22 protein-coding genes and 2 tRNA genes are annotated in these 25313 nt (G+C 44.4%); 6 read left to right on the top strand and 18 right to left on the bottom strand.

The annotated features are described in order from the left end of the window. Positions 1–16 precede the first annotated feature (16 nt). The 6 genes from NYE72_RS05635 to NYE72_RS05610 all read right to left on the bottom strand — a co-directional run bounded on the left by NYE72_RS05635 (position 17) and on the right by NYE72_RS05610 (position 3204). Positions 17–562 (bottom strand): O-acetyl-ADP-ribose deacetylase, encoded by a 546-nt coding sequence (locus NYE72_RS05635; RefSeq protein WP_212592233.1) that lies wholly within the window; start codon positions 560–562, stop codon positions 17–19. A 242-nt stretch (positions 563–804) separates the two neighbouring features. Then, a complete protein-coding gene (locus NYE72_RS05630; RefSeq protein WP_038569083.1) occupies positions 805–1410 on the bottom strand; it encodes a class I SAM-dependent methyltransferase in 606 nt (201 codons plus the stop codon). A 102-nt stretch (positions 1411–1512) separates the two neighbouring features. Next, positions 1513–1959, bottom strand: coding sequence for a hypothetical protein (locus NYE72_RS05625; protein WP_038574166.1), 447 nt, complete (start codon positions 1957–1959; stop codon positions 1513–1515). A gap of 177 nt (positions 1960–2136) precedes the next feature. Then, positions 2137–2225 (bottom strand) — tRNA-Ser (locus NYE72_RS05620). Positions 2226–2232: 7 nt separating this feature from the next. Further along, positions 2233–2308, bottom strand: a tRNA-Asn gene (locus NYE72_RS05615). A 143-nt stretch (positions 2309–2451) separates the two neighbouring features. Next, a complete protein-coding gene (locus NYE72_RS05610) occupies positions 2452–3204 on the bottom strand; it encodes an MBL fold metallo-hydrolase (RefSeq protein WP_038569081.1) in 753 nt (250 codons plus the stop codon). Between the two features lie 129 nt (positions 3205–3333). Between NYE72_RS05610 and NYE72_RS05605 the strand changes: the two genes are divergently transcribed. Beyond that, the gene (locus NYE72_RS05605; RefSeq protein ID WP_038569079.1) at positions 3334–3762 is read left to right on the top strand and encodes an Lrp/AsnC family transcriptional regulator; all 429 of its coding nucleotides are present in this window, start codon (positions 3334–3336) and stop codon (positions 3760–3762) included. A 421-nt stretch (positions 3763–4183) separates the two neighbouring features. Here NYE72_RS05605 and NYE72_RS05600 read toward each other — a convergent pair whose 3' ends face one another. Further along, positions 4184–11029 (bottom strand): S-layer homology domain-containing protein, encoded by a 6846-nt coding sequence (locus tag NYE72_RS05600; protein WP_339211449.1) that lies wholly within the window; start codon positions 11027–11029, stop codon positions 4184–4186. Positions 11030–11232: 203 nt separating this feature from the next. Here NYE72_RS05600 and NYE72_RS05595 point away from each other — a divergent pair, with 203 nt between their 5' ends. Further along, a complete protein-coding gene (locus NYE72_RS05595) occupies positions 11233–11871 on the top strand; it encodes a pentapeptide repeat-containing protein (protein ID WP_036686811.1) in 639 nt (212 codons plus the stop codon). On the opposite strand, the gene NYE72_RS05590 is transcribed toward NYE72_RS05595, so the two are convergent. Next, positions 11861–12322: a SprT family protein gene (locus NYE72_RS05590; RefSeq protein WP_080742673.1), complete on the bottom strand. Its 462-nt coding sequence runs from the start codon at positions 12320–12322 to the stop codon at positions 11861–11863. The genes NYE72_RS05595 and NYE72_RS05590 overlap by 11 nt on opposite strands. A 120-nt stretch (positions 12323–12442) precedes the next feature. On the opposite strand from NYE72_RS05590, the gene NYE72_RS05585 reads away from it, so the two are divergent. From NYE72_RS05585 to NYE72_RS05575, 3 genes are all read left to right on the top strand, one after another. Further along, positions 12443–12805 (top strand): hypothetical protein, encoded by a 363-nt coding sequence (locus tag NYE72_RS05585; protein ID WP_036686808.1) that lies wholly within the window; start codon positions 12443–12445, stop codon positions 12803–12805. Positions 12806–12869: 64 nt separating this feature from the next. Continuing rightward, a complete protein-coding gene (cmpA, locus tag NYE72_RS05580; protein ID WP_094903512.1) occupies positions 12870–13001 on the top strand; it encodes a cortex morphogenetic protein CmpA in 132 nt (43 codons plus the stop codon). A 96-nt stretch (positions 13002–13097) separates the two neighbouring features. Beyond that, positions 13098–13583: a hypothetical protein gene (locus tag NYE72_RS05575; RefSeq protein ID WP_076100033.1), complete on the top strand. Its 486-nt coding sequence runs from the start codon at positions 13098–13100 to the stop codon at positions 13581–13583. A 26-nt stretch (positions 13584–13609) separates the two neighbouring features. Here the strand turns inward: NYE72_RS05575 and NYE72_RS05570 are convergent, their stop codons facing one another. The 7 genes from NYE72_RS05570 to NYE72_RS05540 form a co-directional block, all read right to left on the bottom strand. Beyond that, entirely contained in the window at positions 13610–13804 is a 195-nt protein-coding gene (locus tag NYE72_RS05570; protein ID WP_036686806.1) for a hypothetical protein, read from the bottom strand. A gap of 122 nt (positions 13805–13926) precedes the next feature. After that, the gene (locus tag NYE72_RS05565) at positions 13927–14817 is read right to left on the bottom strand and encodes a carbohydrate ABC transporter permease (RefSeq protein WP_036686804.1); all 891 of its coding nucleotides are present in this window, start codon (positions 14815–14817) and stop codon (positions 13927–13929) included. A 13-nt stretch (positions 14818–14830) separates the two neighbouring features. Beyond that, positions 14831–15712, bottom strand: coding sequence for a sugar ABC transporter permease (locus NYE72_RS05560; protein WP_036686803.1), 882 nt, complete (start codon positions 15710–15712; stop codon positions 14831–14833). Between the two features lie 101 nt (positions 15713–15813). Then, positions 15814–17136, bottom strand: coding sequence for an extracellular solute-binding protein (locus NYE72_RS05555; protein WP_076100035.1), 1323 nt, complete (start codon positions 17134–17136; stop codon positions 15814–15816). A 111-nt stretch (positions 17137–17247) separates the two neighbouring features. After that, complete coding sequence (locus NYE72_RS05550) at positions 17248–18036, bottom strand: response regulator (RefSeq protein WP_036686801.1); 789 nt, start codon at positions 18034–18036, stop codon at positions 17248–17250. After that, on the bottom strand, positions 18033–19793 hold the full coding sequence (locus NYE72_RS05545; RefSeq protein ID WP_038569068.1) for a sensor histidine kinase: 1761 nt from the start codon (positions 19791–19793) through the stop codon (positions 18033–18035). Before NYE72_RS05545 ends, NYE72_RS05550 begins: the two co-directional genes overlap by 4 nt. A gap of 299 nt (positions 19794–20092) precedes the next feature. Then, positions 20093–20587 (bottom strand): DinB family protein, encoded by a 495-nt coding sequence (locus tag NYE72_RS05540; protein WP_036686798.1) that lies wholly within the window; start codon positions 20585–20587, stop codon positions 20093–20095. 220 nt (positions 20588–20807) lie between these two features. Between NYE72_RS05540 and NYE72_RS05535 the strand changes: the two genes are divergently transcribed. After that, the gene (locus NYE72_RS05535) at positions 20808–21371 is read left to right on the top strand and encodes a CGNR zinc finger domain-containing protein (protein WP_038569066.1); all 564 of its coding nucleotides are present in this window, start codon (positions 20808–20810) and stop codon (positions 21369–21371) included. A 141-nt stretch (positions 21372–21512) separates the two neighbouring features. On the opposite strand, the gene NYE72_RS05530 is transcribed toward NYE72_RS05535, so the two are convergent. The 3 genes from NYE72_RS05530 to NYE72_RS05520 form a co-directional block, all read right to left on the bottom strand. Beyond that, entirely contained in the window at positions 21513–21992 is a 480-nt protein-coding gene (locus NYE72_RS05530; RefSeq protein WP_038569064.1) for a hypothetical protein, read from the bottom strand. A 307-nt stretch (positions 21993–22299) separates the two neighbouring features. Continuing rightward, on the bottom strand, positions 22300–22824 hold the full coding sequence (locus NYE72_RS05525) for a GNAT family N-acetyltransferase (protein WP_076296834.1): 525 nt from the start codon (positions 22822–22824) through the stop codon (positions 22300–22302). A gap of 359 nt (positions 22825–23183) precedes the next feature. Continuing rightward, positions 23184–25163 carry a translation factor GTPase family protein gene (locus tag NYE72_RS05520; protein ID WP_339211447.1) on the bottom strand — a complete coding sequence of 660 codons (1980 nt, stop codon included), beginning with the start codon at positions 25161–25163 and terminating at the stop codon, positions 23184–23186. Positions 25164–25313 lie beyond the last annotated feature (150 nt).

Below are 25313 nucleotides of genomic sequence, written 5' to 3'. Positions count from 1 at the left end.
GGTAAACATCAAAATTCTAACAAAATCTCTTTAATTCATTCCTATATAGTTCATAGTTCGCTTCATCGAAACATATAAAAATAACCTTATTTATTTCCGACTTATTATTTATAATATATTTTGAAACTTCATCTATAGCTATGCTACAAGCAAGATCTTTCGGAAAATTATATATTCCTGTACTTATATTAGGTATCGCAATACTTGTTACTTCATTAGATTCAGCTAATATTAATAAATTTTTATAGCAATTCCTTAACTTCTCTTCTTCGTTATTCTTTCCACTATTCCAAACAGGACCAACGGTATGAATAACAAATTCACATTTCAGATTTCCTCCTGTTGTTATTACCGCTTCTCCAACCTCACAACCTCCCCTTTGGTTACGAATTTTCATGCAATCCTCTAATATCGCTTTTCCACCAGCTCTATGGATAGCTCCATCTACTCCGCCTCCACCCATCAAGCTTGTGTTTGCTGCATTGACGATAGCATCAACATCTAATTTAGTTATATCTCCTTGAATCAACTGAATCATTGAGTTATTTATAATTACATCCATCTGAAATCCCCCCCGAAGTATAATGGTTGCGAACAAGCATCAAGTGCTGATTGACATTCAAGCGGCTTAAATCACCCTAGGAAACAGTAGTTTGCACTAGACTCGTGGGGTTGTCCACCTGGCTAACTCTTCTTCAAACCTTTACCTTCTATCGAACCAACACCTCGTGGTCCACAGCGTGAACGTATTGTTCGCAGATATCTAGTTTTTTCGGAGCTACTAATATGTTCTTCAGCATCCAGCTATTTTTTATATATGTAATCGATAAATCCTTGTCGTATCCATTCGCCTTCAAACTTTCTTTCCAGTACTCGATCTTCTTTGTATAATAACTGCAAATCATCAAACATAGAATCCGCCTCATGATAATCATAATATGAGTGTATTACGAATTCATCGTCTTCCATTTGTTCAAACTGATTATCCCCCAAATCAACTCCATCGCCGACTCTAAAATCCTTTAGGGTTAAAAAATTCACAAATAATAATCCATTAGGTTTTAGAACGCGTTTCATTTCATTTATCGCTTTTTCCACATCTTGTTTTCTCATATGAAAAATAGAGTTATATGAATACACAAAACTCATCGACTCATCACTTAGCGCCAACTGTCTCATGTCGCCTTGTTGTATATTTAGATTCTGTCCCCTTTCAGTTGCGAACTGATTAGCTCTTTTAATTTGTTCGTCATTCATCTCAATTCCGTTTGTACTGTATCCATAGTTCGCAAACAAACTTAGTGGAGGTGAATCCCCTCCCGCTCCGCAGTCTAATATGTTTTTTTCCATACCACTTTCATTGCATAATGCCAAAAATCTGTACAAGGGGATTTGCTTAAACAGTTCCATGTTGATTCCACTCCTTTGACCATGTAGTTATTGGATTTACTCATAGATCTTTCCCATATAAATTATTTGAGCACATCTCTTCCATGGGTTTTCAGGTTTACTTTATTGAATCCCCGCAGTTCCAAATGTCTCTTTAATAACTTTTTCGTATTCATCCCATTTAAAGCAAAAAGGGCCTATATCAATAGTCTTATTACCGGATTCTAATTTGAAATCTCTCCATATGATAAGATCCTCTTCTTTCTCAATAAATACGGATATAAAGCCACACTCTTCATCGCCACACCAGGGACAGACTAATATTGGGTACCTGTAGTACAAATATTCATGCATTTCGTTTAACAAAAAATAATTAATCATTTTCCTTTGATGCTCTTCACTACCCCACCCGAGGGAAGGAACCCTATCATATTTTTTTAACATTTGGTAAAGAGATCTACCATCAATTATTACGTCGGCAAAAATAGTATTTTTATTCCCCTCTTGATCCGGATCAAAACTATCATATCGGCTTGACGGTTTTGTTTGTATTTGATTTATTGTTTTCATGCTCCCTCCTTTAAACTCTTCACACTTATCAATTAAACATTCGATCCCTCCACACCATTCCCCTTCCAAAATATTGAATACACCGTTTCTCAGAATCGCATATAGCAACCGAAAAATAAATTCACACACAACAAAAAAGAGCTCCCAGAATGGAAGCTCTTCTTATGTAATTCAGAACGGAGAGAGTGGGATTCGAACCCACGCACCGCTTACGCAGTCTAACCCCTTAGCAGAGGGTCCCCTTATAGCCACTTGGGTATCTCTCCATGAAAATGGCTCCCCGAACAGGACTCGAACCTGTGACAACTCGATTAACAGTCGAGTGCTCTACCAACTGAGCTATCAGGGAACATTACAAGTGAACATGAATTAATTTATCATGATTTCAAGGTCTAGTCAAGCGGGCAAAATAATTTTTGTGATCGTTTTCAAATTTATGCTATTATTCGGCCGCTTGCTAGATTTTTTAAAGAGATTTCCATCCCTCTCCGTCTATAGATTACACCATTCTCCATCCTGCGGAAGCTGTACCCGATCCCCCAACGATTCCTTCTCTAAATGAGCTTTTAGCTTATCTCGGGTAACCAAACAATGGTTAATGGCGTCCATGTGCACAGCAATCACTTTAGTAGAAGGAGCATATTCACATAGGTCTACGACATCCTGCTCATTCATTGTAATATGGCATCCGCTTAAAAACTGCGCACCACCAGCATTCACAACGGTCACCTCAGGTTTAAAAACCTCCAATGCCATTCTCACCTTATCACACCAAATCGTATCCCCAGCCACATATAGAACAGGTTCGCCTTCCGCCTGAAACACAAACCCGGATACCTTACCCATAAGTTTACCAGTCACTCCAGTGCCATGCCGTCCATCAGTACGTGTTATAGTTATTCCATTAAACGTCAGTGAACCGCTAATTTCCGTGGTATGCTCAAACCCCTGCTTCGCTAATTTATCTCCATCTCCTTCCTGACATAATAGTGGTAGATCATGCGGCAACAAAGAAATAGCAGCGGCATCCCAATGATCCTGATGTAGATGTGTGACAAGAATTGCATTAGGACTCAGCCATTGTTCTACGGCTCCCGGCAAAGGAACGAGCGGATTGCGGCGATCATTGTCAGTATTAAAAATAGGTGGATTAGCACCCTGTTCACTCAACATAGGATCAATTAAAAATGTACTGCCACCATACTCTAGCCATAGGGTCGCGTTGCGAATATGCTGTATTTTCATCGGAAGCCCTTCTTTCTTTCAGATATCTTCTGCTACAATTAATTATAGTTGGACCTTGAAACAGAATACATTGAGATTGGAAAAAGATTGGCCTGTTCTACTTTCACGCAGAAAGGATTTTAGATAATAATGAGTTCTTATTTTATAGATGATGTGGATTTTCGCATCCTGCAGCTTCTAATTGAAGATTCCACGATCAGTCACAAAGATATTGGGCAGCAAGTGCATATGACCGGTCAGGCTGTGGGCGCACGTATTCGCAAAATGCAGGACACCGGAGTGATTGAAGGCTACACGGTCCGCTGGAATCCGGATAAGGTTGGGGAGACTATTCATGCCTTTATTACTGTTTTTTTGGGTTCGAATACGGTTCACCCAGCCTTTCAGACATTCGCAAAGCAGCATGATAGTGTAAAAGAAATACATAGGGTCAGCGGAGAAGGCTGCTACTGGATACGTGTTCGTACCGGAAGCCAAAAGGAGTTGAATAGCTTTCTCGACGAACTGCTGAAGTTCGGAAATTACAGAGTCAATCTATCGATGGGAAAACTGAAATAAGTCTGTATCGGAATCGGATATGAAGCTACTATCGGACCCAGTTGACCTTATACTCAGCATAATCGCATATTTGGCATACTATCGGACCCCATTGCCTCTATTGGCACGAAAAACACCAAATATGAGCCTCTTTCGAACGAATAGCATCACTTGAGTCCGAAACCCTGCCCAAAAGGCTAAAAACTTGCCAATAGCGTCATTGGGGTCCGCAAGCCTCAGCCAATGATAGCTCGGCGATGTTGGTGTTGGTGTTTATGCAAGTGATTGGGTTACTCAAAGTCAATGAGCTTTCGCTTGCTCATAAGCTTTTATAGCAGGCCAGCCATCGTCAAAAACGCAGAGCAGCGATCCTCCAATAACCGGAGGATCGTTGCTCTGCTGTCCTTTTACTTATGCCATATTGTAGCTTCTACTACGGTAGCTAATTCAATAATTCAGCTGCTCTAAGCAACCGTACAAGAATTACGGCGGCTTCTGCACGGCTAGTATCACTGCTAGGTGCAAAGCTGCCTGATGGTTGACCTTTCATAATGCCTTTTGCAGCCAGGTCAGACACTGCTTCTTTAGCCCATGAGGAAATAGTTGAAGCGTCTCTGAAAACATCTGTAGCAACGATTGCTCTAGATCCTTCAGCTTCTAGATTCAGCAGCTTCATTGCTCTGGCTGCCATAACAGCCATTTGCTCCCGTGTAATAGGGACGTTCGGACGGAAGGTTCCATCCTCATAGCCTTGAACCAGTCCTAAGGCTGCAGCAGCTCTGGCGTCCGCTGCATACCAAGATAAATCGGACACATCACTGAAGGTCTTCGTCGTATTCGCAGCTACAAGACCTAACGATCGAATCAGCATAGCTGCGAACTCGGCACGACTGACAGATTTCTGAGGTGCAAAGGTATCTGTGGATTGTCCGGTCAAGATCAGTCGGCTGGCAAGTCTCTCAATCTCATTTCTCGCCCAATGTGTGGAAATATCTCCAAAAGTCACAGGGTGCAGCGCAGCGACAAATACACCGCTCGCAATACTGCTCTTAACCGTAACCTTGGTCATCCCATTAACGAGCTCATACAATGCAGGTACATAACGGAAGGAACCCGTCTGTTCATCGTAAATAAGGACTACACCTGTCTTCGCATCCAGCGCCTCCTTAAGCATAAATGTACGATCTACATAAGTGGTACCGAACCCGCTTGCTGCTACAGAGGTTTTTCCATCCGTTACCTTTAGAGTGAAATTAGCCGGTGTTCCTTGCACAGTAAAGCCTTGCTGCTTAGCTTTGGCAAGCAGTTGTTCCAATCCTTTTCCGCTTAGCGAATTTACATTGAACTCCAGTGTGCCTGCCGGCATTTGTGCGGCTTTGAGCACACTCTCCACAAGCTCTAACGGGAAGCGGTAGCTCATCCCCCCACTTTCAATAACAAGCACAGCTTTGGGGCTAAGTGCCGCCGCCTTACGTAAAGCATCTGCACTAAACCGGGCTGTGCCGTCACCGTTAGCTGAAATCTCGATAACAGCCTGCCCTGCAGTCGCCTTAGCTTTTAGCTGCACATCATGATTAGCTGCTGGCGTAGGTGCTGGTGTAGCCGTCGGTGTGCCGGGTTGAACAGGGTTCACTGACCCTGTAGGGTCTGTTGGACCAGGAGTACTTGTTGGTTCTGGAGTACTCGTCGGACTAGGAGTACTTGTTGGGTCCACAGGATCGATCGGATCTACAGGATCTGTCCCGCCAGGTGATAGCACCTCAATTGTATATCCCCTCTTCTCGTTGCCCACAGTTACCGTGAAGTCTGTGATTCCCGCTTGAATTCCATTAAGACTGTCGTTGGTAAATGTAGCAATCTCACTGCTCATAATATTTAGAGTAGCTTGTGCGGTAAGATCTCTGCCTTCTTTATCTAGTACCTTAAGCGTAGCTGACTTACCCTGCTCTAATATCACAGGCCCGCTCTGTCCATCTGCTAGTTTGATAGAGAACGGTTTAATGGCTGAGGCTATTCCTTGATTTTGTTCTTTAATGCTTAAGTCAGGAGAGGCATTGGTCAGTAGGTTCATCCGTTCACCACGAATAATCATGTTGTCGACCAACAGACTCCCTTTCAGATTTTTCGTAACTTCTATACCGCTTGTACCTGCGCCATCCAATACATTATTCGTCAGCACAACTCCATCAATGGAAGTGAGAGTATCTCCCTCTAGATCACCTTGAGCAATCAACCCCGAATAAGTGCTGTCCAGTGCCGTATTGTTGCGAATGAGTACTTTTCCTTTCAGATCACTCTCACCAGCATAAAGCCATAACGCACCCAGATTCACGCCGTAACCGGAATCGTAACTGCCAGTTCTAAGCAAGGTATTTCGCTCCACAACCGTTGTTCCTTGGAAGGGCTCGGCGGTGAAACGGGTAGAGACTGCAATCCCGGCTCCATTAGTCACAGTGTCTTTTACCACGTTGTCCTGGACTTTGTTATCTTTCCCCCCAAAGATTACAATGTTATCCGCTAACCAAGGCAAGGATACCGTATTAAAACGTGCCGTGTTGTTATAGCTCGGTGTACGTTCCGTACCATTCACATCCGTCAACTTGCCGTCAGTAAACGACCACATTGCGATTCCATCATCCCCTGGATAGCGGATGTCACTTTGTTCCATCATGCTGTTGCCAGTCCCTACGGCAAAGTTAATTCCGTCTGCCATAAGATTGCGGATCCGCAGACCTGCCATGTACAGACCATTCGTACGCGCCTTTTCACCCATCGGCTGAGTTAACCACAAGCCTGCTTTGGTATGTTCTATCCAAACGTTCTGTATAATCGAACCTTGGCCAAAAGCACCATGGAAAGCGTTGGTGATCGCTTCATCATCCCGTTCGTTAATGCCGCCTTCAATCATCAGATCGTAAACACCAACCTTACCGCCGTGACCATAAAACTTAGCTCCATTCAGAACTGTATACCACATGCCGGAACCACGTATTTCAGCGGTATCCAGATCCAGCAGACCCTCACCGACATTAAAGGTACCCGCCGGGAACCACACACCTTTACCTGTCGCATTCGCTTCGGCAAGGGCTGCCTTGAAGGCTGCGGTATCATCTCCCTCATCATTCGCTCCCGCTCCAAAATCCGTTACGGAAATAAATCCGTCCGGGCGAGCCAACTCAGGGGCAACCTGCTCCATATCCACCAGGTCAATGACGTAAGAAGCTGCGTTGTCTCCTGTTCCCTTCTCTAAGCGAATAGTTGCTCCGGCAGGAGCATCGCCGATCAGAGCATGGATTTCGTCAAAGAAGCGGTGTCCACTGCCTTGGCGAGGGTCATTTGACCATGGGTAGCTGCCATATTCCCAAGCATATTTGGATGTCAGCTTAAGCTGCTTCTTAACTCCATCCACATATAGAGTCAAGGTTTCTTCCGCACCAGCCCCATCTGGACTATCAGGAATAGAATATCGAAGAACGATGGAGTTAGCTGATTCTGCAAGCTTGAACTCTAGATAATCTCCCGTATTCTTTAAGGCCACCGCTTGTCGTCCAGAAGCCTCGGAAGCCATGCTGAGATATTTCCGCGACGAACCAATCAACGTTCCGTTTGTTGCCGCATCCTCAGCTTCATAGCTGATATATGGAACCGTTGCTCCACGGTATGTTTTGTTTACGCTGTTTTTTACGGTCAGGCTATCAAGGGTTACTTTACTCCAATCCACGTTGTCACTGCTTAGAGAAACCGTGTTGATGCCTGCGCGAAGCTGCAGTTTTACCGCTACAGTCTTCCAAGAGGCAGACTTGCCAAGACTAACCTTGCCCCCTTCGTTTAATCCATTCACCTCTAGTGCCAGATCCGTTGCGGCAGCAGCGGTATTTTTGTATCGAATAACAGCATCGTATTCCCCAGCCTGCTGGGCGTTGACTGCAAACCGTATAACACGTTCCCCTTTGAATGCTTCTCCTCCTGCATAAATTGCATCAGCAGGGATAGGTAAGAAGCTCCAGAGCTCACTATCAGTTCCATTTGCAGCAGAACCAAGCTGAACAGCCGATGCGCTGTGAGAAAGAAGACCTGTTCCATTCGCACTTAGCAGAACAGCATAACCTAACTTCTCTTCCAGCTTCCATTGGGATCTTTCTGTATCTCCAGCAGCTAACAAGACCACTTGGCCCGATTCATTGAGTGAAAGATAATGTTGTGTCTGAACATTCATAATTCGTTTGCGTCCGTTTATCTCCTGCACCAGCCACTGGGATTGAGCCGCCACATCGGAAGCATCTGCATATAGGACAGCCCCCTCTTTTTCGGCCAATACTTTACCAGCCATGCCTTTCGGTACAATGGTTATGATGTTGGTATCATTTTGAACTGGAGTTGTTGTATTGTTATTGCGCAGTTCTCCAGATGGAGTAGTAAACTCCTGTGGAGCCGCCTCAAGTGTCCATAGTGCCGTACCCTCACTTTCTAGCAAAAGCGCACGTTCAGCATATCCTGTCTTATTGGCAATGTTTATTAATTCATCGTCGTATTCTCCAAAGAGACTACGAATGGTGTAATGTGTATAATCGGAAGCCAAGCTCACTTCCCAGGCGGATGCTCCGTCTACAGCAGGATCTGTACTACTGCTCTCCAAATATGAATAATCACCATTCAGCGTTAAAAAATGACCTGTTGCCCGGTTGGTGATCGTCTGTTTACCCTCCTGCACAGATACATTCCAGTGCGAAAATCCATTGTCTGCTGACGGCTGCCCGTACAGAACAACCCCATGCTCATTTTCGTATAAATACTCTCCACTGCTTGCATTCTTGAATCTTACAGGGTAATCAGGCAATGGCGGAGCAATCGCTTCAACCGCTTCAGCAGTAAAATGTGCACTGCTTTTTTCCGCTGTATCTGCAGCTTTACTGATTCGGAGAATTGGGTTGCCGTTATCATCCGGCGCACCATAGATATAGTGACCAGCCCATGAGCTCATAATGGTAGTCACACCGGACGCCTGCATATCAACCTTCCACTTAATGCTGGCCCATACATCGTACACTGTTTGCAAAGTCTGAACGCTAACTTTAGGATCAATCTCATCTACAGCCCCACCTATATGCTCAAGGGAGAGATAGCGTCCAGTGCCTTTATTTTTTATCTTCACCGATCCATTGCTGCCGGCTATTTCTTGCAACTGCCAGACAAAGGAATCGTCATTCAAATCAAGTGGACCATAAGTAGCCTGGCCTACTGTTACATCCTCGTTGGCAGCTGCTAGAGGTGCAAGATTTTGGTTAGAGTGAGCAGAGTCCTGGTCAGCATAGACAGCTTCAGTAACCGTCTTAGATTCTGGCAATTCCTCTAGTGCAGCTGGAGAAGTCAGCAAAGGACCGTCCTTAAGATATTGATCCTCTCCATTTACAGCATCTAGCTGAAAACGGAACAAGTCTTGTTTTATCTCGGTAACCGGTACAAATCTCCACTGCGGACTGCCCCAACCTGGATTGATCACTCCGTACTCAGCATATTTAGTGAGGTTCTGAAGTGAAATATACTTCTCTGGGATTTTATTAAGTTCCTTGTCTAGAACGCTACTGATTACGTAGGTGTTGTTCCCAACATTTTTGCCTGTCCAGATGTATTCTCGTTCCACATGATTTCTGTCTGGAAGCTCTGTGACCTGAAGGTGGCCATTTGGCATGTTCATCGTGTTCATGTAATGGCCCGTTTTCTTGTTTTTGAACAGCTTGCGGCCGTTATATTTCTCCACGAGCCATTGATCGGAGCCGTCCTTTTGCATATTTCCATATTTTAAAAGACCATCAACACTCTCATACCAATAAAATGACTTCCAGCCATTCTGAATCCGGTAATATGGCATTGTGCCGTCAGTCGGTGTGTTAGGATCTAAAAGCTGCCACTGAGCGCTCAAAGAAGTCGCATCCCCAATCGCACCAGCCTGTTCTCCACCCAATGTAGACAAATAAATGCCTGTGCTTTCGAGATTCTGAAGCGTCTGGTAATCATCATAATCATCGGAATCATTAAAAATCCATTGATCCGACGGCTGACTTCCGCTAATCTGCAAGGCCTTGGCGGTACCTTCACTATAAGAAACATAATGATCGGTTGCCGCATTACGGATACGCTTATTGCCGTCATAATCCTCTATATACCATAGATAGTCAGAGGTGTTGGCGGCATCTGGCGCAATAATTCCATGCTTAAGCTCGCCGTTTACGGATTCATATAAAAAATCTGTAGCCACTTGTGCATCCGTATAAGTTGCCAGTCGTACAGGCTGTAATTCGGAAATAGGCACGATTCTCCACTGTGCACTTGGATTAGAGGCTGAACCCGGCCAGCTGTTAGATCGCACATTATTGTCATCGCTGAATTGCGGATTTAGCCATAATGGACTACCCTCTTCAGTTAAACCACTGTTACGAAGGGTAATGAAGCCCGTTCCATCAGGGCCTGGTGCATGCTCTTGGGTCCACTCACTTAGCTTCACGTGATCCATATCGACTTCCTGCGAAAAAACCCCAGCCCAGGTCACTTCATTTTGCTTAATATAATGGCCTGTCGCACGGTTGCGAATCATTACTGTTCCGTCATCCGTCCCTGATTCAAGATACCACTGTGCTGCTTCATTGCTGACAGGCTGTTTACCGTAAAGAACGTTCCCTTCACTTTCATACATTACCTGACCGGGGCGGAGACGGCTCTCTAGCCGTACAGGTGCTGCATTTGGATCTATAAAAGCCCACTGCGGACTCTCAAACGTAACATTGATATCCGAGCTTACTTGCGCATAACCAAGCTGATTCTCCTCGTGGATAACCAACTTCCCCTCTGGCACAGTCGCACTTCGGATGATCATGTATCCATTGCGATTGGAAGTATCGATCAGCCACTGATCCGCAACACTTCCTGAACCTTGGCGTTCTGCCGCCTTAAGTGAATCCTCTTTGCCGTTGTTACCATCCATTGTAATGTAATGGCCTGTCTTCACATTCTTGATTCGTGACAGCCCATTCACCGTCTCAACCGTCCAATGCGCTGAAGTATCGGCTGGATTGGTCATGCCATAACGCACGATTCCTGCGGATGTCTCATATAAAAAGTTGTTTTTCCACTTATTCTTGATGAGTACCGTATCTGATGGAATTTGCTCAGCGCCTGTTCCTCCAACCCCTTCTGCTCCTACGGAACCTTTACCGGTTCCCATTACAGGCAAGCTTGAAAAAATCAGCAGCAGCGCGAGCAGACCCGCCATTGCGGACCTGATTCGTTTCATACATGTGCCCCCTCTAATTAATATGGACTTCCTTTTCATATTAGTTTGGGAACGCTTACAAAACGATGTGCGATTTTATCCAGAAAAAGGTGTATTTGTACGGATATCCAATCCCTACAACCTTCATGAAGATTGACAAATCGGTTTAACGCGATGATAGTTAGTTTTAGCTACCCGCAAAGAGTAAACAAACGGAGGTACATATGAATTTCAAAATTGATTCGCCAAAAATAGCAGATCCAGACTCTCTTCTTCCTGAGCAAATATATTCGCTGCAAACCAAGGACGAATTCAGCTGTTGCAGCATCAGCGATACGGTTATTGATAATCAAGAGGCTAATAAGGTCAGCTTTGATCGCGTGATTTTTAAAAATGTAACGATTACGGAGTGCTCCCTAACTGGGATCGAGCTTATGGACGTGATTTTTGATCGCTGTGATCTATCTAATGTGGATTTTACGAATGGCATTATTCATCGAACTGAATTTAGAAACTGCAAGCTTATTGGCACAGACTTTACAAGAGGCAGATTCCAAAATGTTCGTGTAGTAGATTGTATCGGGGATTTTGCTACGTTTCGATTCGCTAATCTGAAGCAGGTTGCTTTTGAGAGCAGTTCATTAATGAGTTCCGACTACTATCAGTCAAATTTCCAAAAAATCAGCTTCAGCGAGTGTAATATGGATCAAGCCACATTGTCAGGATCAAAGCTTAATGGGATCGATCTTAGTGACTGCGAGTTCAGTGGCTTGATCGTGGATATCAAAGATTTAGAAGGATGCATCATTTCGCCTCAGCAAGCTGTTTCTTTTGTCGGATTATTAGGTTTGGTTATAAAATAAATAACTTCAACTTGCCCGAACATTTACCGCAGCGATAACGCTTAGGGTCTACTTTTCGCTTACGCGGATACTCCATGGCACAGGCACTGCATACAAGCTTATATCGATAGGGCAGCGACTTCCGAGCTTTTGCACCCGGCAGTGTCTGACAGTAGCGGCTTCCGCCGACTTGCGCCAGCAGGCTTTTGAAATCAGCGTCACGATGCATATACCCTCGCTTAGCCAAATGCAAATGATAATGGCAGAGCTCATGCTTGATAATCCGCTCCGTCTCTTCTCTGCCAAACATGGCAAGCTGATGGGGATTAATCTCTATATTATGGCTTTTGGTAAAATATCGGCCGCCCGTTGAGGACAACCGGCTGTTAAAGCTCGCCTTGTGTCTAAACGGCACGCCAAAGCTGTCCCGTGATACCTGCTCAATCCACAGCTGCAGCTCTTCGTTGCTCATAGTTTCCATAGCGTTCTATCACAAGTCCTTTCCACGGGAAATAAGATCTCTACTTGAATTGTAACTTGTGCATAGGCTAAACTGTCAAGAAGGAAGACAAGTACGGAGGGAGAATGAACAATGCCGAAAATGCGGTATGTAATTTTGCAGCAAAATCAAGAATTACAATTCGTGGAAATGCCTGAGGAATATGCGTACCAACTAAGTGCGCTCAATTTACGCCTGAACAAAGAAATCGATAAGCTGACAGCCGATAATGTTCCGGATCTGCCCTTAGCCATCGCCGAATGTGACTCGCTGGATCTGTTACGTGAGGATTACTCCCTGGAGTCCGGTCTGGATTATATCAATAGATTGGAACAGGCCTTCGCCTCTGTTCAAGAGCAGAAGAACTACCCACTGATCTCCCTGCTTACTGAGATCCGAGCGCTACAGGCTCAATTGGAGCAGTGGTACGAAGAGGAAGCAGAAAGCCTACTGTAATCCGCACCTTTAGGCTTATTTCTCCATATTCTAACTTACGTAAGTTGTTAGAGGAGGGATTCGCTTGCCACAGTGGCTCTGCCATCAGCTAATGAAAGCCTATTACAAAAAAGACCGCCGTCAGATCAAGCTGCTGAATGAGTGCTGGTTCTTTTATCGTAATTCTGCGGAATCGAGTAATGAGATGAAGTTATAGCCTCGGATGATTAAGATCTAGGACATCTTTAAAGCAGCGGATATCGTCTTTTAAGAAGACGGTATCCGTTTTTGTTAAGAAAGGGGACTTATAATCATGATCAGTAGAACAAGACATATACAGCTGTCTCCGGAAAGTGGGACTGAGGAAGAAGACAATTATAATCTCTATGTCATAGTCACATTCCCTGACCGCTCCCGCTGGGCATCGGATTTCTACACCTTCAAGAACATCGAAGCGATCCGACAAGACTACATCCAAAGTGGTGCTTGTCTAAATGGGGCCTACTGGAGTGCACCTAATTATCTAACTGTCGTGGATCATATTGATCGCAAGCGAATTGAAGAAGTCGTCGATTTATATATTTCAGAAGGTACATTCGAATACAACTTTGAATACATAGGACAGGTCACGGAGCGGGATCTGAAGATTATCGATTATCCGAAAGACTTTTTCAACCCTTTAGAGAAGCTTGAGCACAGGTACGTTATGCGGCAGTTCGCTGCAATTGAGTTTATGCTGGAGAATGCTGCACCAGAAACTATAGCAGTAATAAAAAAGATCATCGCAGAGAAACAATAAAACTCCGCCTTAAGAATCAATTCTTATTAAAACTTAGGAAATACATATTTAACCAAAAAGAACAGAAAACCAAAAAATATTATAATGTAAGCAGCATATTTAATAAAGGTAGATGCGACAACGCTGGAATCCGATTTCCGTTGTACCTCCCTATGCTCCACTTCAACACTTCTATCCTTATAGCCCGGTTCCATCAGCAATCTCTCCTTTCGAATGTTCATCTTTGATAGCCTCCATTAACCCGAGGCTTTCAGGATTGAATCAAAATTCTAGATTGGATTAAAAAAAAAGACCGGAATTCTCTTCAGCTTTTCGAGCTGAGAAATTCAGGTCTTCTTTCTACTTACCCTTTAACCGAACCCGCCGCAATTCCCTCAACGATACGGTTACTGAGGAACAGGAATGTAATCAGGATAGGCAAAATACTGATCATAAGCGTTGCCCCGATCGCACCCCAATCCGTTGTATATTGACCAATGAAGTTTTGCACCCCCACGGTCAGCGTCTTGTAAGAATCAGAACTAATAAATGTGTTTACAAAAATAAATTCGTTCCAGTTATAGATCATATTAATAATGGCTGTAGTCGCGATCACCGAGCTTGTCATAGGAAGTATAATTCTAAAAAACATTCTGTTCACGGAACAACCATCAATAACCGCGGCCTCTTCCACTTCGCGTGGCAGTGCGTAATAGAAACCCAGCAAAATCATAATCGTTATCGGCATGTTAAAAGCGACATAAGACAAAATAAGTGACAAAGGGTGATCCGTTAAGCCAATCTTATTGAATATACTAAATAACGGAATAAGCGTGGAGTGAACAGGAATCATCATCGCTACCATAAACAAACCCAGTACGAACGAGCTTCCCTTCCATTTCATCCTGGTAACTGCATACGTAACCAAGCTCCCGAAGATAACCGTTAACACCGTAGCCACGATGGTAATCCATACGCTGTTGAAGAAATACACGTTGATGTTCCCTACATTCCAGACCTTCGCGTAATTCTCCCAGTGAGGATTCATCGGCAACGATAGAGCAGGAAGGTTGAACACTTCCTGATTATTTTTTAATGAGAAAAACAGCAGCCATACAAGCGGAAACAATTGCAGAGCAGCAACGGCAATCAACACGATATATAGCAATGAGTAGCCGAATTTACGTGTGATCTCCGCACCTGCGCCGCCTGTCTTTGGCCCGATTTCTAGCCTTCCTGCAGTTCCAGACATCATGAAGCGCCCCTCCTTATGAGTATTGGATCGAATCTTTCGTAGCAGTTAATTTGCGAATGACCCAAGTAATGACGAGACAGATGACGAGCAGGAAGAATCCAATTGCACTCCCGTAGCCGAAATCATAAGCCCGAAAAGCCTGATGATACATATAAGACGCCATCACTTCACTAGAGCCATTAGGACCTCCATCCGTCATAACAAAGATTAAGTCAAAATACTTCAGAGAACCTACAACGGCTAGAACAATCGTAACTTTGATGACTTCCATTGCGAGTGGAAGCTTAATTTTCCAAGCGATTTGTAAGGCAGAGGCTCCGTCAATCTTTGCTGCCTCTTCCAGAGAGGTCGGGATATTCTTGAGTGCTGCGTAATAGATCAGAATATAGAAACCAGCATATTGCCACAGAATGGGAATAAATAAAGCAAACAAAACTAATGTAGGCTCTGCAAGCCATGCAGGAGGATTAGCAAAACCAATGGATACTAATAAGCTGTTCACAATTCCGTTCGTCGGATGATAAATTCTTAGCCAAAGCTGCGCAATCGCAACGGACGATAGCAGCATCGGAATCAGATATATTTTGCGAAACAAGTTAGCTCCCTTGATCCGGGCGGCTAATACCATAGCAATTGCCAAATAAATAATGAGACTTAGGGTAGAAAACAACGCTAACTGCAGAGAGTGCCAAGCACTATTCCAGAAGGTTTGGTCTGTTAGCAAAGCTTTATAGTTATCAAATCCGATAAAAGTCAGAGCGCCTATACCATTCCATTTATTCAGTCCGTAATAACCCGTTAGAACAATCGGAATATATACAATAGCCAGAATGAGAAGCAAGGCGGGAAATACGTATAACGCGATTATTTTTTTGTTAGACATCACTTTATCCAAAGTGTCCGACTCCTTTCCTTCATAAACCGTTTGAGGAAAGGCTTATCCGGCATCACGCTGCCGGATAAGCTAATTGTCCCCTTCACCTAGTTGTCGAAGCTTTAGTTGCCTTTGGAGATGGCTGCGTCATGCTCCTCGGAATACTTCTCTGGCGTCACCGCTTTGCCAAAAAGAGCCTGGATCATATTCAGATGCGTTTCTGCTGCATTGGCACGCATTTGAACATCTGCGAATAAAGTGATGCTGCTAGCCTTGTTCATTTCGTTAAACAAATCGATGTACAGCTGTGGTAGATCCAGTGTGGCGGTGTCCACCTTCGTAGCTGGAATAACGCCTGCTCCAGTTACGGATTGCTCTCCCCATTTGGATACGAAATACTCGACGAATAATTTTGCTTCTTCTTTTACCTCAGAGTTCTCAGCAACAAATAATCCTACGCCTGGTCCACCTACCCAGCTGTTAATGTCGCCCTTCCCGCCTTCAACTGTCGGGAATTTGAAGAAACCAACACTATTACGGAATTCCAGTGGAATTTCTTCATTGGTTGTGAAATTTGGCAGATCCCATGATCCCATCATGTACATTGCTGCCTTGCCATTTACGAACTCTGATTTTGCCTCTTCATTTGATAAACCGTTGAAACCCTTAACAAATGCATTGCTGTCAACAAGTGATTGAACCTCAGAAGCCGCCTTTACTAATCCTTCATCCATAAATGAGCCTGATCCACTGATCGCACCTGCAAGTGCCTGTTGGCCTGCGATCCGATCAGCCAGATACATATACCAAAGCGATCCTGTCCAGCGATCCTTATTGCCGAGAGCAATCGGTGCAATGCCCCCTTCAGATAGTGTTTTTACAACTTGCTTAAACTGATCGTAGGTTTGTGGGACCTCAAGATTATATTTTTCAAAAATAGCTTTATTGTAGTAGATAGGTGCGATGTTAAACTCAAGTGGAAGCGCATACGTTTTATCGTTAATAGCATAAGCTTCTGTAGTTCCTGCGACGAACTTGTCTTTTAATTCACCATTCAACAAGTCATCTACAGGAGCGAAGAGATTTCCTTCAACGTAAGGCTGTAAAAAGCCAGCGGCCCAAGTTACCCCAACGTCTGGCAATTCGTTAGAAGCAGACAATACCTTCAGCTTATTTTTGTATTGCTCGTTGTCCAGAACCTCTTGCTTGATCACAACATTGGGATGCTCTGTTTGATATTCTTTAATGATTTGATTAACAATTTTATTTTGCCCGGCAGAAACACCTTCTGGCCATAAATGCATGAAGTTAACGGTGACTTTGTCGCTTCCCCCATTTGCACTACCTTTAGATTCACCTGCATTGTTATCTTTTTGACCACAACCAGCTGTGACAAGAACGAGGCACATCGTTAAGAACAATATTGTCCATTTTTTATTGCGCACGCTTACAACCCCTTTTCTATTGTTGTCTAGCGGCCTTGTAACCGCTTAACTAAATTGTAGCTTGGATCCCATGATGTCGTAAGGTCATAAGGATTGGGACTAATACCACTATTATTGGATTCTTTCCTCCGTGGTCATGACGTTCTGGCGGTATTGCCCTGGACTAACATTTTCGAGTGCACGAAATACCTTCACAAAATATTTGGCCGTTTGATAGCCTACTTGTTCCGCGATTTCAGCAATGGACAGCCGTGTGCTCACCAGTAGTTCTTTGGCTCGTTGTATTCTCCTTCTCGTTACATATTCACTGTAAGTCAATCCCGTCTGCTCTTTGAAAAGGACGCTGAAATAGCTGGCATTCATGTGTAATTGATCCGCTATATCACGCATGGATATCGATTCGTGAAGATGTTCGTCTAAGTATTGGAGTGCCTCACGCACTTGAGTGCTATACACTTTCTCCTGCTGTACCGTTTCCATAAGCTTGGGATCGATCAGCTTCTCCATTCGTTCGATTCGATATATATCCTCCTTGCGTTTCAATGCCAGTTCCACTGCTCGGACCAGCTTCGTTTTGTCGAGTGGCTTCAGTAAATATTCAACCACACCAAACTGCAAGGCTTTCTGTGCATAGTCAAATTCAGGATGGCCGGAGATCACAATAACCACTGGAGGATGAGGCATTTCGTTCAGCTTTTCAACTAATTCTAGCCCTCCAATCTCAGGCATGCGCACATCGGTAATAAGCAGATTAACTTCGTTATTTTGCAGCCATGCCAGTGCTTCAACACCGCTTGCTGCGGTTTCGATGCGATATTGACCGGATGACCAGGCTTCTAATGTTTTACGAACCCCTTCTCTTGTTCTAGGTTCATCATCTACGATAAGTATAGTTTTCACGTGTTTTTCCCCTCTCCAGGTTCATTCGGTATTTCAAAAGAAATGCTAGTTCCATAACCTTCTTCACTTCGTATTTCAAGCCCGTCCGTATTGTCTACGTAACTGAGTTTCAGTCTCCGCTCTATATTAGCAATACCAATCCCAGTCCCTTTGGAAGACCTCATGCTCCCCTTCTCCATGGTGTGATAGATAGACGATATCTTTGCTGCATCCATCCCTGGACCATCGTCAGTTACCGTAACCAATGTATATCCCGGACGACTTGAGGGCCTGACAATTAGCATGACTGTCCCCGGTCCAACCCTTTGCTCTACGCCATGAAGAATCGCATTTTCGACAAGAGGCTGGATTAACAGCTTCGGTAGCGGGACACTTCGGCAAGCTTCATCTGACTCAATCCGCCAGGATAACCTATCGAGCATACGCATCTCCATAATCTTCAAATATCTTTCGGCATGGTCGAGCTCATCGCCGATAGTCACCCATTCATCATCATCAGTTCGATTGATGACATAACGAAAAAGCCCCGACATATCAACCACAATTTGAGCTAATTCCTCCTCACCCTTTTCATCGAGGGCCCAATAGAATGCTTCTAATGTGTTAAATAAGAAATGCGGATTGATTTGAGCCTGAAGTGCCTTTAATTCTGTGCGACTCTGGACGATCTCCTTCTGATAGACGACTTCAATTAGTTCATTCAGAGAGTGAACCATCTGGTTATAAGTATTATTGAGCTCATTGATCTCCATGGTGGTAGAAGTGACTGAAATCGGTTTCAAGGTTCCAAATCGCGAACCGCGCATCACTTTTATCAAATTCAGTATAGGACGTGTAATCATCGTGGATAAAATAAAAGTAAAAATGAGAAACAATAAACTGCCAACAACACCGGATACGATGATCGCTGTACGAAGGACAGATATCCCCTCTGTCGTATAGTCAACTGGAGTGAGGATTACTAGCCTCCAACCTGTTGCCTTGGACTGCTTCTGAATCACAATGTAGTCTTCACCGCCAACCTCAACCTTTTCTCCTCCATGATCCAGTATCTTATTTGCATTAACATTTACGGAAAAATCGGAAGAAATTTGCCGTCCCGCTTCATCAAATAATCTCATTAATTCACGCGTTTCCGCCTGTGAGCTGTCCACCTCATCCGTAAGCTGGAAGTAACTTTTCTCAATTTGAACCATAATATAGCCAGCTTTCGTGAATGAATGATCAATCAGTCTAATATTACGAATCGCGATGACGATATCCGAATTCCGCGGGTCAAGTCCAAACCATACGAGACGTCCTTTGCCCTCGTCCACCCGGCTGATCCATTCTTCTGATACTCGATTGTTCAGGCTGGCGTCATCAACAGAAAGTAATTTCTGATAATCACCTGCATACAGCTCAATGGAACGAATCCCTGTCGCATACGCCTCATATTTACGTACTTCCTGCTGGATGGTTTGACGTTCGGCGAAGCTGATCGGCTTTCCTTCGGCCTCTTGAGCGAGTAATCGCTGAATGGAGGCGTTGGTTGCCACTTGCGCCGTCAACGTGTTAATCTGCCGGATCAGTACATCCAATTTGCCCGTTGCCTGAACTGCAGTCTGTTCAATATGCTTCTCCGCACTATTGCGTAATAGAACCGAAACTTGCCCGTACATAAAAAAACCAACCGTGGCGAGTACGATCACCATGACAAACATAAAACCCAGGAAAATTTGATTACGCAATGTGTTTAACTGTCCAAACCTCGTCAATCTTTACACTCCCCTCCGCCAGATAGACTTGATTCCTCATCAAAAAAGATGACCCTTGAATCTTCAGGAATCATCTACAGCTCTAGTTATTTGTTAATTCAGCCTTTGGATTATATGATATCAGTGATTAGTTTCTGAGCCCATATCCATATCGCGTTTTAATTTATCCAAATCAACCAAAAAAAGCAATATAGAATATATACTCATGCCTACCAGAGTTGCACAAAAAAACCGTACCTCCGCTGACCCGGGTATACCGGAATAGCAGTGTACGGCTTATATTTTTAAATATGGAGGTTCTAATTAAAACTACGGTTGGACACCCACGAACCCTGCAATTTACGCAGCATAATAATTTGTCCAGTATGGTAAGAATCGTGTAGGATAAGGCTCATTACCTCTTCCCCTGGCGCATGACCCGAACCGCCCCAATCATACGCGCCTTCTTCCAGCGCTTCAATGATTTCTCTAAGAGCAGCATGCACGTCTTTCAGGTCTGCAACGGCTTTCGCCCATGCTTCTTCTCCTTCAGCTGTTACAGTAAAGGTATCATCGTTGCTTTCAGCATCGGGTTGTTTGGGCAACCCTTTTAGCTTTCGCAGCAAACGCACCTTATAATAAGTTAGATGGTTAACCGTTTCCCAGATAGAATTGGCCGCCCCCCCCTCTGGCTTCCAGAGAGCCTGTTTGCTATCCACACCTTCCAGCGCATCGCTAAGCGGCGGAGCCCAATCCTCGATATCCATGCAATAATCCCAATTTTGGAGCAAGACCTCACTGATTTTATTTTGCATGTTCAACCTCCTAAAAATTTGTGTAAACATAAACTTCATGGTGTAGCTTCAAAAAGAACTACTTCAAAGCGAACTAATATGTAACGACTTAAACCATAATATAGTGGTTACAAAAGAAATGTAGCATATTTCCAGATTGTATTCAAGTAACTAGCTAAACTTATTTTTAACTGTTACAATGATTTGTAATGAGCGTTGAATCGGAAAGGATGAACAGACCGTGTTGTGGGAGGATTTCATTAACAGTTACTGGCGGGATTGGCGAACAGGAGATAAGAATAAAGACCGGGACAGACTCGATGAAGAAGAGTGGGTTTTTAAATGGCTGAAGGAGTATGCTCTATTAGAAACACAGATGCCGAACACGATAGAAATGGCGCAGCTTAAAAAGCTTCGCTCACTACTATGGAACTGGGTACAGGCCATTGTGCAAGGAAACTCGGTGTATGGAGAAATACTGGAACAGCTCAATGTCTATATGGACAAGGGTCCTGTTATACGGCGAATTGTGTGGAAAAGCGACGAGCAAGCGGAAATAAAGCTATTGCCACTCCATAGTGGCTGGGAGCAGGTAATGGCGGAGATTGCAGCGTCTTTTGCCGAGGCATTACTTGAAAAAGAACCCACAAGATTCCGTATCTGCGAGAATCCCGATTGCCTCTGGGTCTATTACGATGATACACGCAACCGCTCCAAGCGGTACTGCGATGACAAAGCCTGTGGCAACCTTATGAAGGTGCGGCGTTTCCGGGCGCGGAAGAAGGCTGAGTCTGAGGGGGAATAAAGTCTATAGGCTAATAGATCATATTAAGACTCTTATACTTAATATAAGCTTGTTATGTGTATGAAGGATAAACTTGAGGTTATTAGCGCAGTGTGAATTACGTACATTTTTTACTCTCTGTGCATCCATTAGAGCCTATGGTTAAGCTGGTAGTGGAGGAGGCGAGATCCAACCCACTGTTAAATCCCCCTCGTGATGACTTTCAATAATAATTCCTTTATCCAAATTTACAATCCATGTATCAAATCCAACAGCAATAACATCATTGAAATTGTTTATAATATTTTTTAAATTAGTCTCCACTACCGGAAGATTGAACTCATTCCACACAATAAAATAGTTATCACGCAATAAAATAGACTCTATGTCTTTCAGTTCTTCCGGTGTCTTAAGGGATTTCTTTTGATCAATAGATTCCCAGTCAATCCGCGCCCACTGTGTGAAATTAACTATACTCTCCATCATAGCTACAATCTCGGACGACTTTTCTAAACTATATATTCTTGTGTTGGGACCTAAAGCTTCGATACACTCACTGTACAGGGAACCTAGTGGGTTCTCTATTTTCACTCTTTTTTTCAGTTGCTCCATACGAAATAGCCGTGCTTGTTTATCACTCACTTTCTCACAACCTTTAACTCATCCTATTTTTTAGTGAAAAAAACCTGGCCTTCTCTAGATAGTTTTGTGCACGGAGCTTTATGAACTCATGAAATAGCTGCATTTCATACACTTATTCCGCATCCAAATGGGATCTTCAAGACTTTAATTGTATTCTGTACACTTAAAACTAGAAAATGTGCCCAATGAGTAATAAATCACGAAAATAGGTGTACGAAATACAGTTATATTTTTTGACGGGTTATTCGCAGGATTATAGTTGTACAAAATACAGTTAAAAGCTTCTGTACATCGCTCCCCTTGGCTCTTAACCCCCAACAACTCCAATATCCCTCCATCCAATCATGATCTCTTCGACGACCTCATTCCCAATCTTCACTTCTTTTGTCGCAACAGATTGCCCACCCACTTTGTGATAGAAATGAATCGCGGGATTTCCTGTTACCACCCAAGTCATGAACGAGCTATAATTTTCCTCCAATAAATTCTGTGCTACGCTTCTTATGAGTTGCCTTCCAAGACCCTTTCCTTGCTGTTCCTTAAGCAAATAGAGTGCATATAGCTCCGCATCATAGAGATCTGAGAGATCTGGCCCTCTTCGCGCTCCTCCATTTGCAAAACCAATAATCGTCCCAGCCTCATCTTCAGCCACATACATAACCTCGTCTTTATTGGGCGTTTCAAAATTCCGAATCCAGAGCTTCCTTCTAGCTTCCACTGTAATTTTATCGAGAAACTCATCTGATATTAGCCCTCTGTATGTGGTTTTCCAACTCGTAGCGTGGACAAAAGCGATCCCGTCTATATCACTAGCTGTTGCTTCTCTAATCATCAATTTAATTCCCCCTTAGATTTCCGATAAAAGCTTCAGCTAGTCCAACATTGACTAGTGTTCAACCACTTATTCCTCTCAAACAAACTATTGAAATCACTTTTGGCTACCGAATTGATATGTTTTTCTGAGCTGTATAATATTCACATGCCAACTAAAAAACGAGGAGATGTCTTCTACTTCTACTTCTACTTCTACTTCTACTTCTACTTCTACTTCTACTTCTACTTCTACTTCTACTTCTACTGGAGCTATTTTCATATCTTCTAATAGTTTTCTGAGTATATCTTAGTACCAACATCCTCGCACACTCTCTAGCTTTTTATTTCCCGTCAGCCTATTTAACACTCAAGCTCAATTTAACCTTGCAGTGCCTTTCGCACACTTAATATATATTTCGCCTGATCAAGTGGGTTCACGCCCCGGCGGGTGCGCTCAGCAGATACGTCTGGTGGACATTCTTCATAGCCGGCAAAAAAAGAAGTAAACGTGCTGCGCCCCTTCGTGTAGGAGCTTAAGCTGACGGGATAATCGAGCGATGTTGCCAGCGGCAGACGTCCTTCGATGATCATCCGCTCGCCTTGCAGCACGGGAGGCTCGAACGTGCCACGCATCTGCACAAGGTCGTTCATCACCCGTCCGCCATTCTCCTCAGGAACCACGATGCGAACCTGCAGAATCGGCTCTAGGAGTTTAGTGCCTACCCGAGCGAGTCCGTCCATAATTCCCATCGGAGTCGCCACCGCAAAATCCAGCGGATGGGTATGCCACACATGATGCTGTCCCTCGATCAAGGTCACTTTAAGGTCGGTAACCTCCCAGCCATACAAACCCTGTTGTAAGGCTTCTGGTACTCGGCGTGCGGTTTCGCTCTGATATTGCGGCAGCAGGTCGGAACTCCGCACTACCGAATCGTAGACTAAACCACTGCCCGGAGATCCCGGCTCAATCTGAAAGCGCAGAATCGCCCAGCACGGTTTCGGCATCGTGTAAGCGATAAAACCTTCCCCGGCACGGGCTGGCGTTTCTTTATATATGACAGAAGGCTGACCGAAAGTAACCTTCAGCGCATATCGCTCCTCCAGAACACTGTTCAGAATCTCCAGTTGAATCGGTCCCATTACTTTGATATGCAGCTCCCGCTCATCCTGCAGCCACTGCGCATCCAAAAGCGGATCTTCATCCGCCAGTTCCTGCAGCGCTCCGAAAACCTTATGGTCATCCACATCTGGTTCCCAGAATACACGCACCGTTAGCAGCGGCACAGCCAGCTTCGCCTCCTCCGGAATGGCCCCCGGATGGCCGAGCACATCTCCGATGCGCACCCCTGAAAGGCCATAGATAACAGCAATATCTCCGGCTTCAAGCGCTCCGACATCCTCGGTCCGACCACCTTCGACCTTGCGGATCTGGGTCACTTTCCCCTGAATATCCTGCGTATAATTCATCAGCGTATCGCGGTTACGGATCGTCCCTTCATAAAGGCGGACAAACGCCATCCGTCCCATACTTTTATCACGCTGAATATTGTATACGATGCCTGACACCGCCCCCTCCACATTCCCACCAGCGCGCGGAAAATACTCAACCATCGCATCCAGCAAGGCAGTAATCCCAAGCCCCTTGGCGGCGACGCCATAAACCATCGGAAAAAAGCGGCCTGATGAGGAGGCTGTTTTCATATATTTTTTCCATTCAGCCAAATCAATAGTGCTACCTGACATATACTTCTCCAACAGCTCTTCGTCCCGTTCCGCTAACGCCTCTAATAATTCTGTTCGTGCGCTAGCATCAGCTTCGTTCTCCCATAAATCTCTTGCTCCTATGTACCCCTTCTCTTTGCCGATGGGTTGCTGAACTGGAATGATATCACTAGACAAATAATTTCGCGCTTCTGCCAGCACAGCTTCAGGGTTAGCGCCTACGCGATCCATTTTGTTCACAAAAATAAGCGTGGGGATTCCCAGCTTCCGCAGCGCGTTCCAGATCATCTCACTTTGGGCCTGCACACCCTCCACGGCTGTAAGGATAAGCACCGCACAATCCATCACCCGCAAAGACCGCTCAACTTCGGACAGAAAATCGACGTGCCCCGGGGTATCGACCAGATTAATATGCACACCTTTCCAAGCAAAAGAAGCCAATGCCGCCCGTACGGATATCCCCCGCTGCCGCTCCACATCCATTGAATCCGTCAATGCCGTCCCAGTGTCTACGCTGCCAAGCGCGCGAATGCGACCGCTTTCATACAAAATATGCTCCGTTGTTGTCGTCTTCCCGGCGTCCACATGGGCAAATATCCCCACATTAATCCGTTCTGCTCCCTGCTGCTGAATCATCTATAGTTCCCCTATCATGAGCTAGATTTATCTGAATTTATATTATTTACATCCTTATATTCCATAGTAATATATCCACCCACGTTGTTCCACCCTCCAGTTCAATTGGTTAGATTCAGCTATGCCGGGTATGTAATTACTAATAAGAAA

The sequence above is a fragment of the Paenibacillus sp. FSL L8-0333 genome, assembly GCF_037965665.1.
Lineage (GTDB): Bacteria > Bacillota > Bacilli > Paenibacillales > Paenibacillaceae > Paenibacillus_AQ > Paenibacillus_AQ odorifer.
This window is presented reverse-complemented; position numbering and strand designations above follow the sequence as displayed.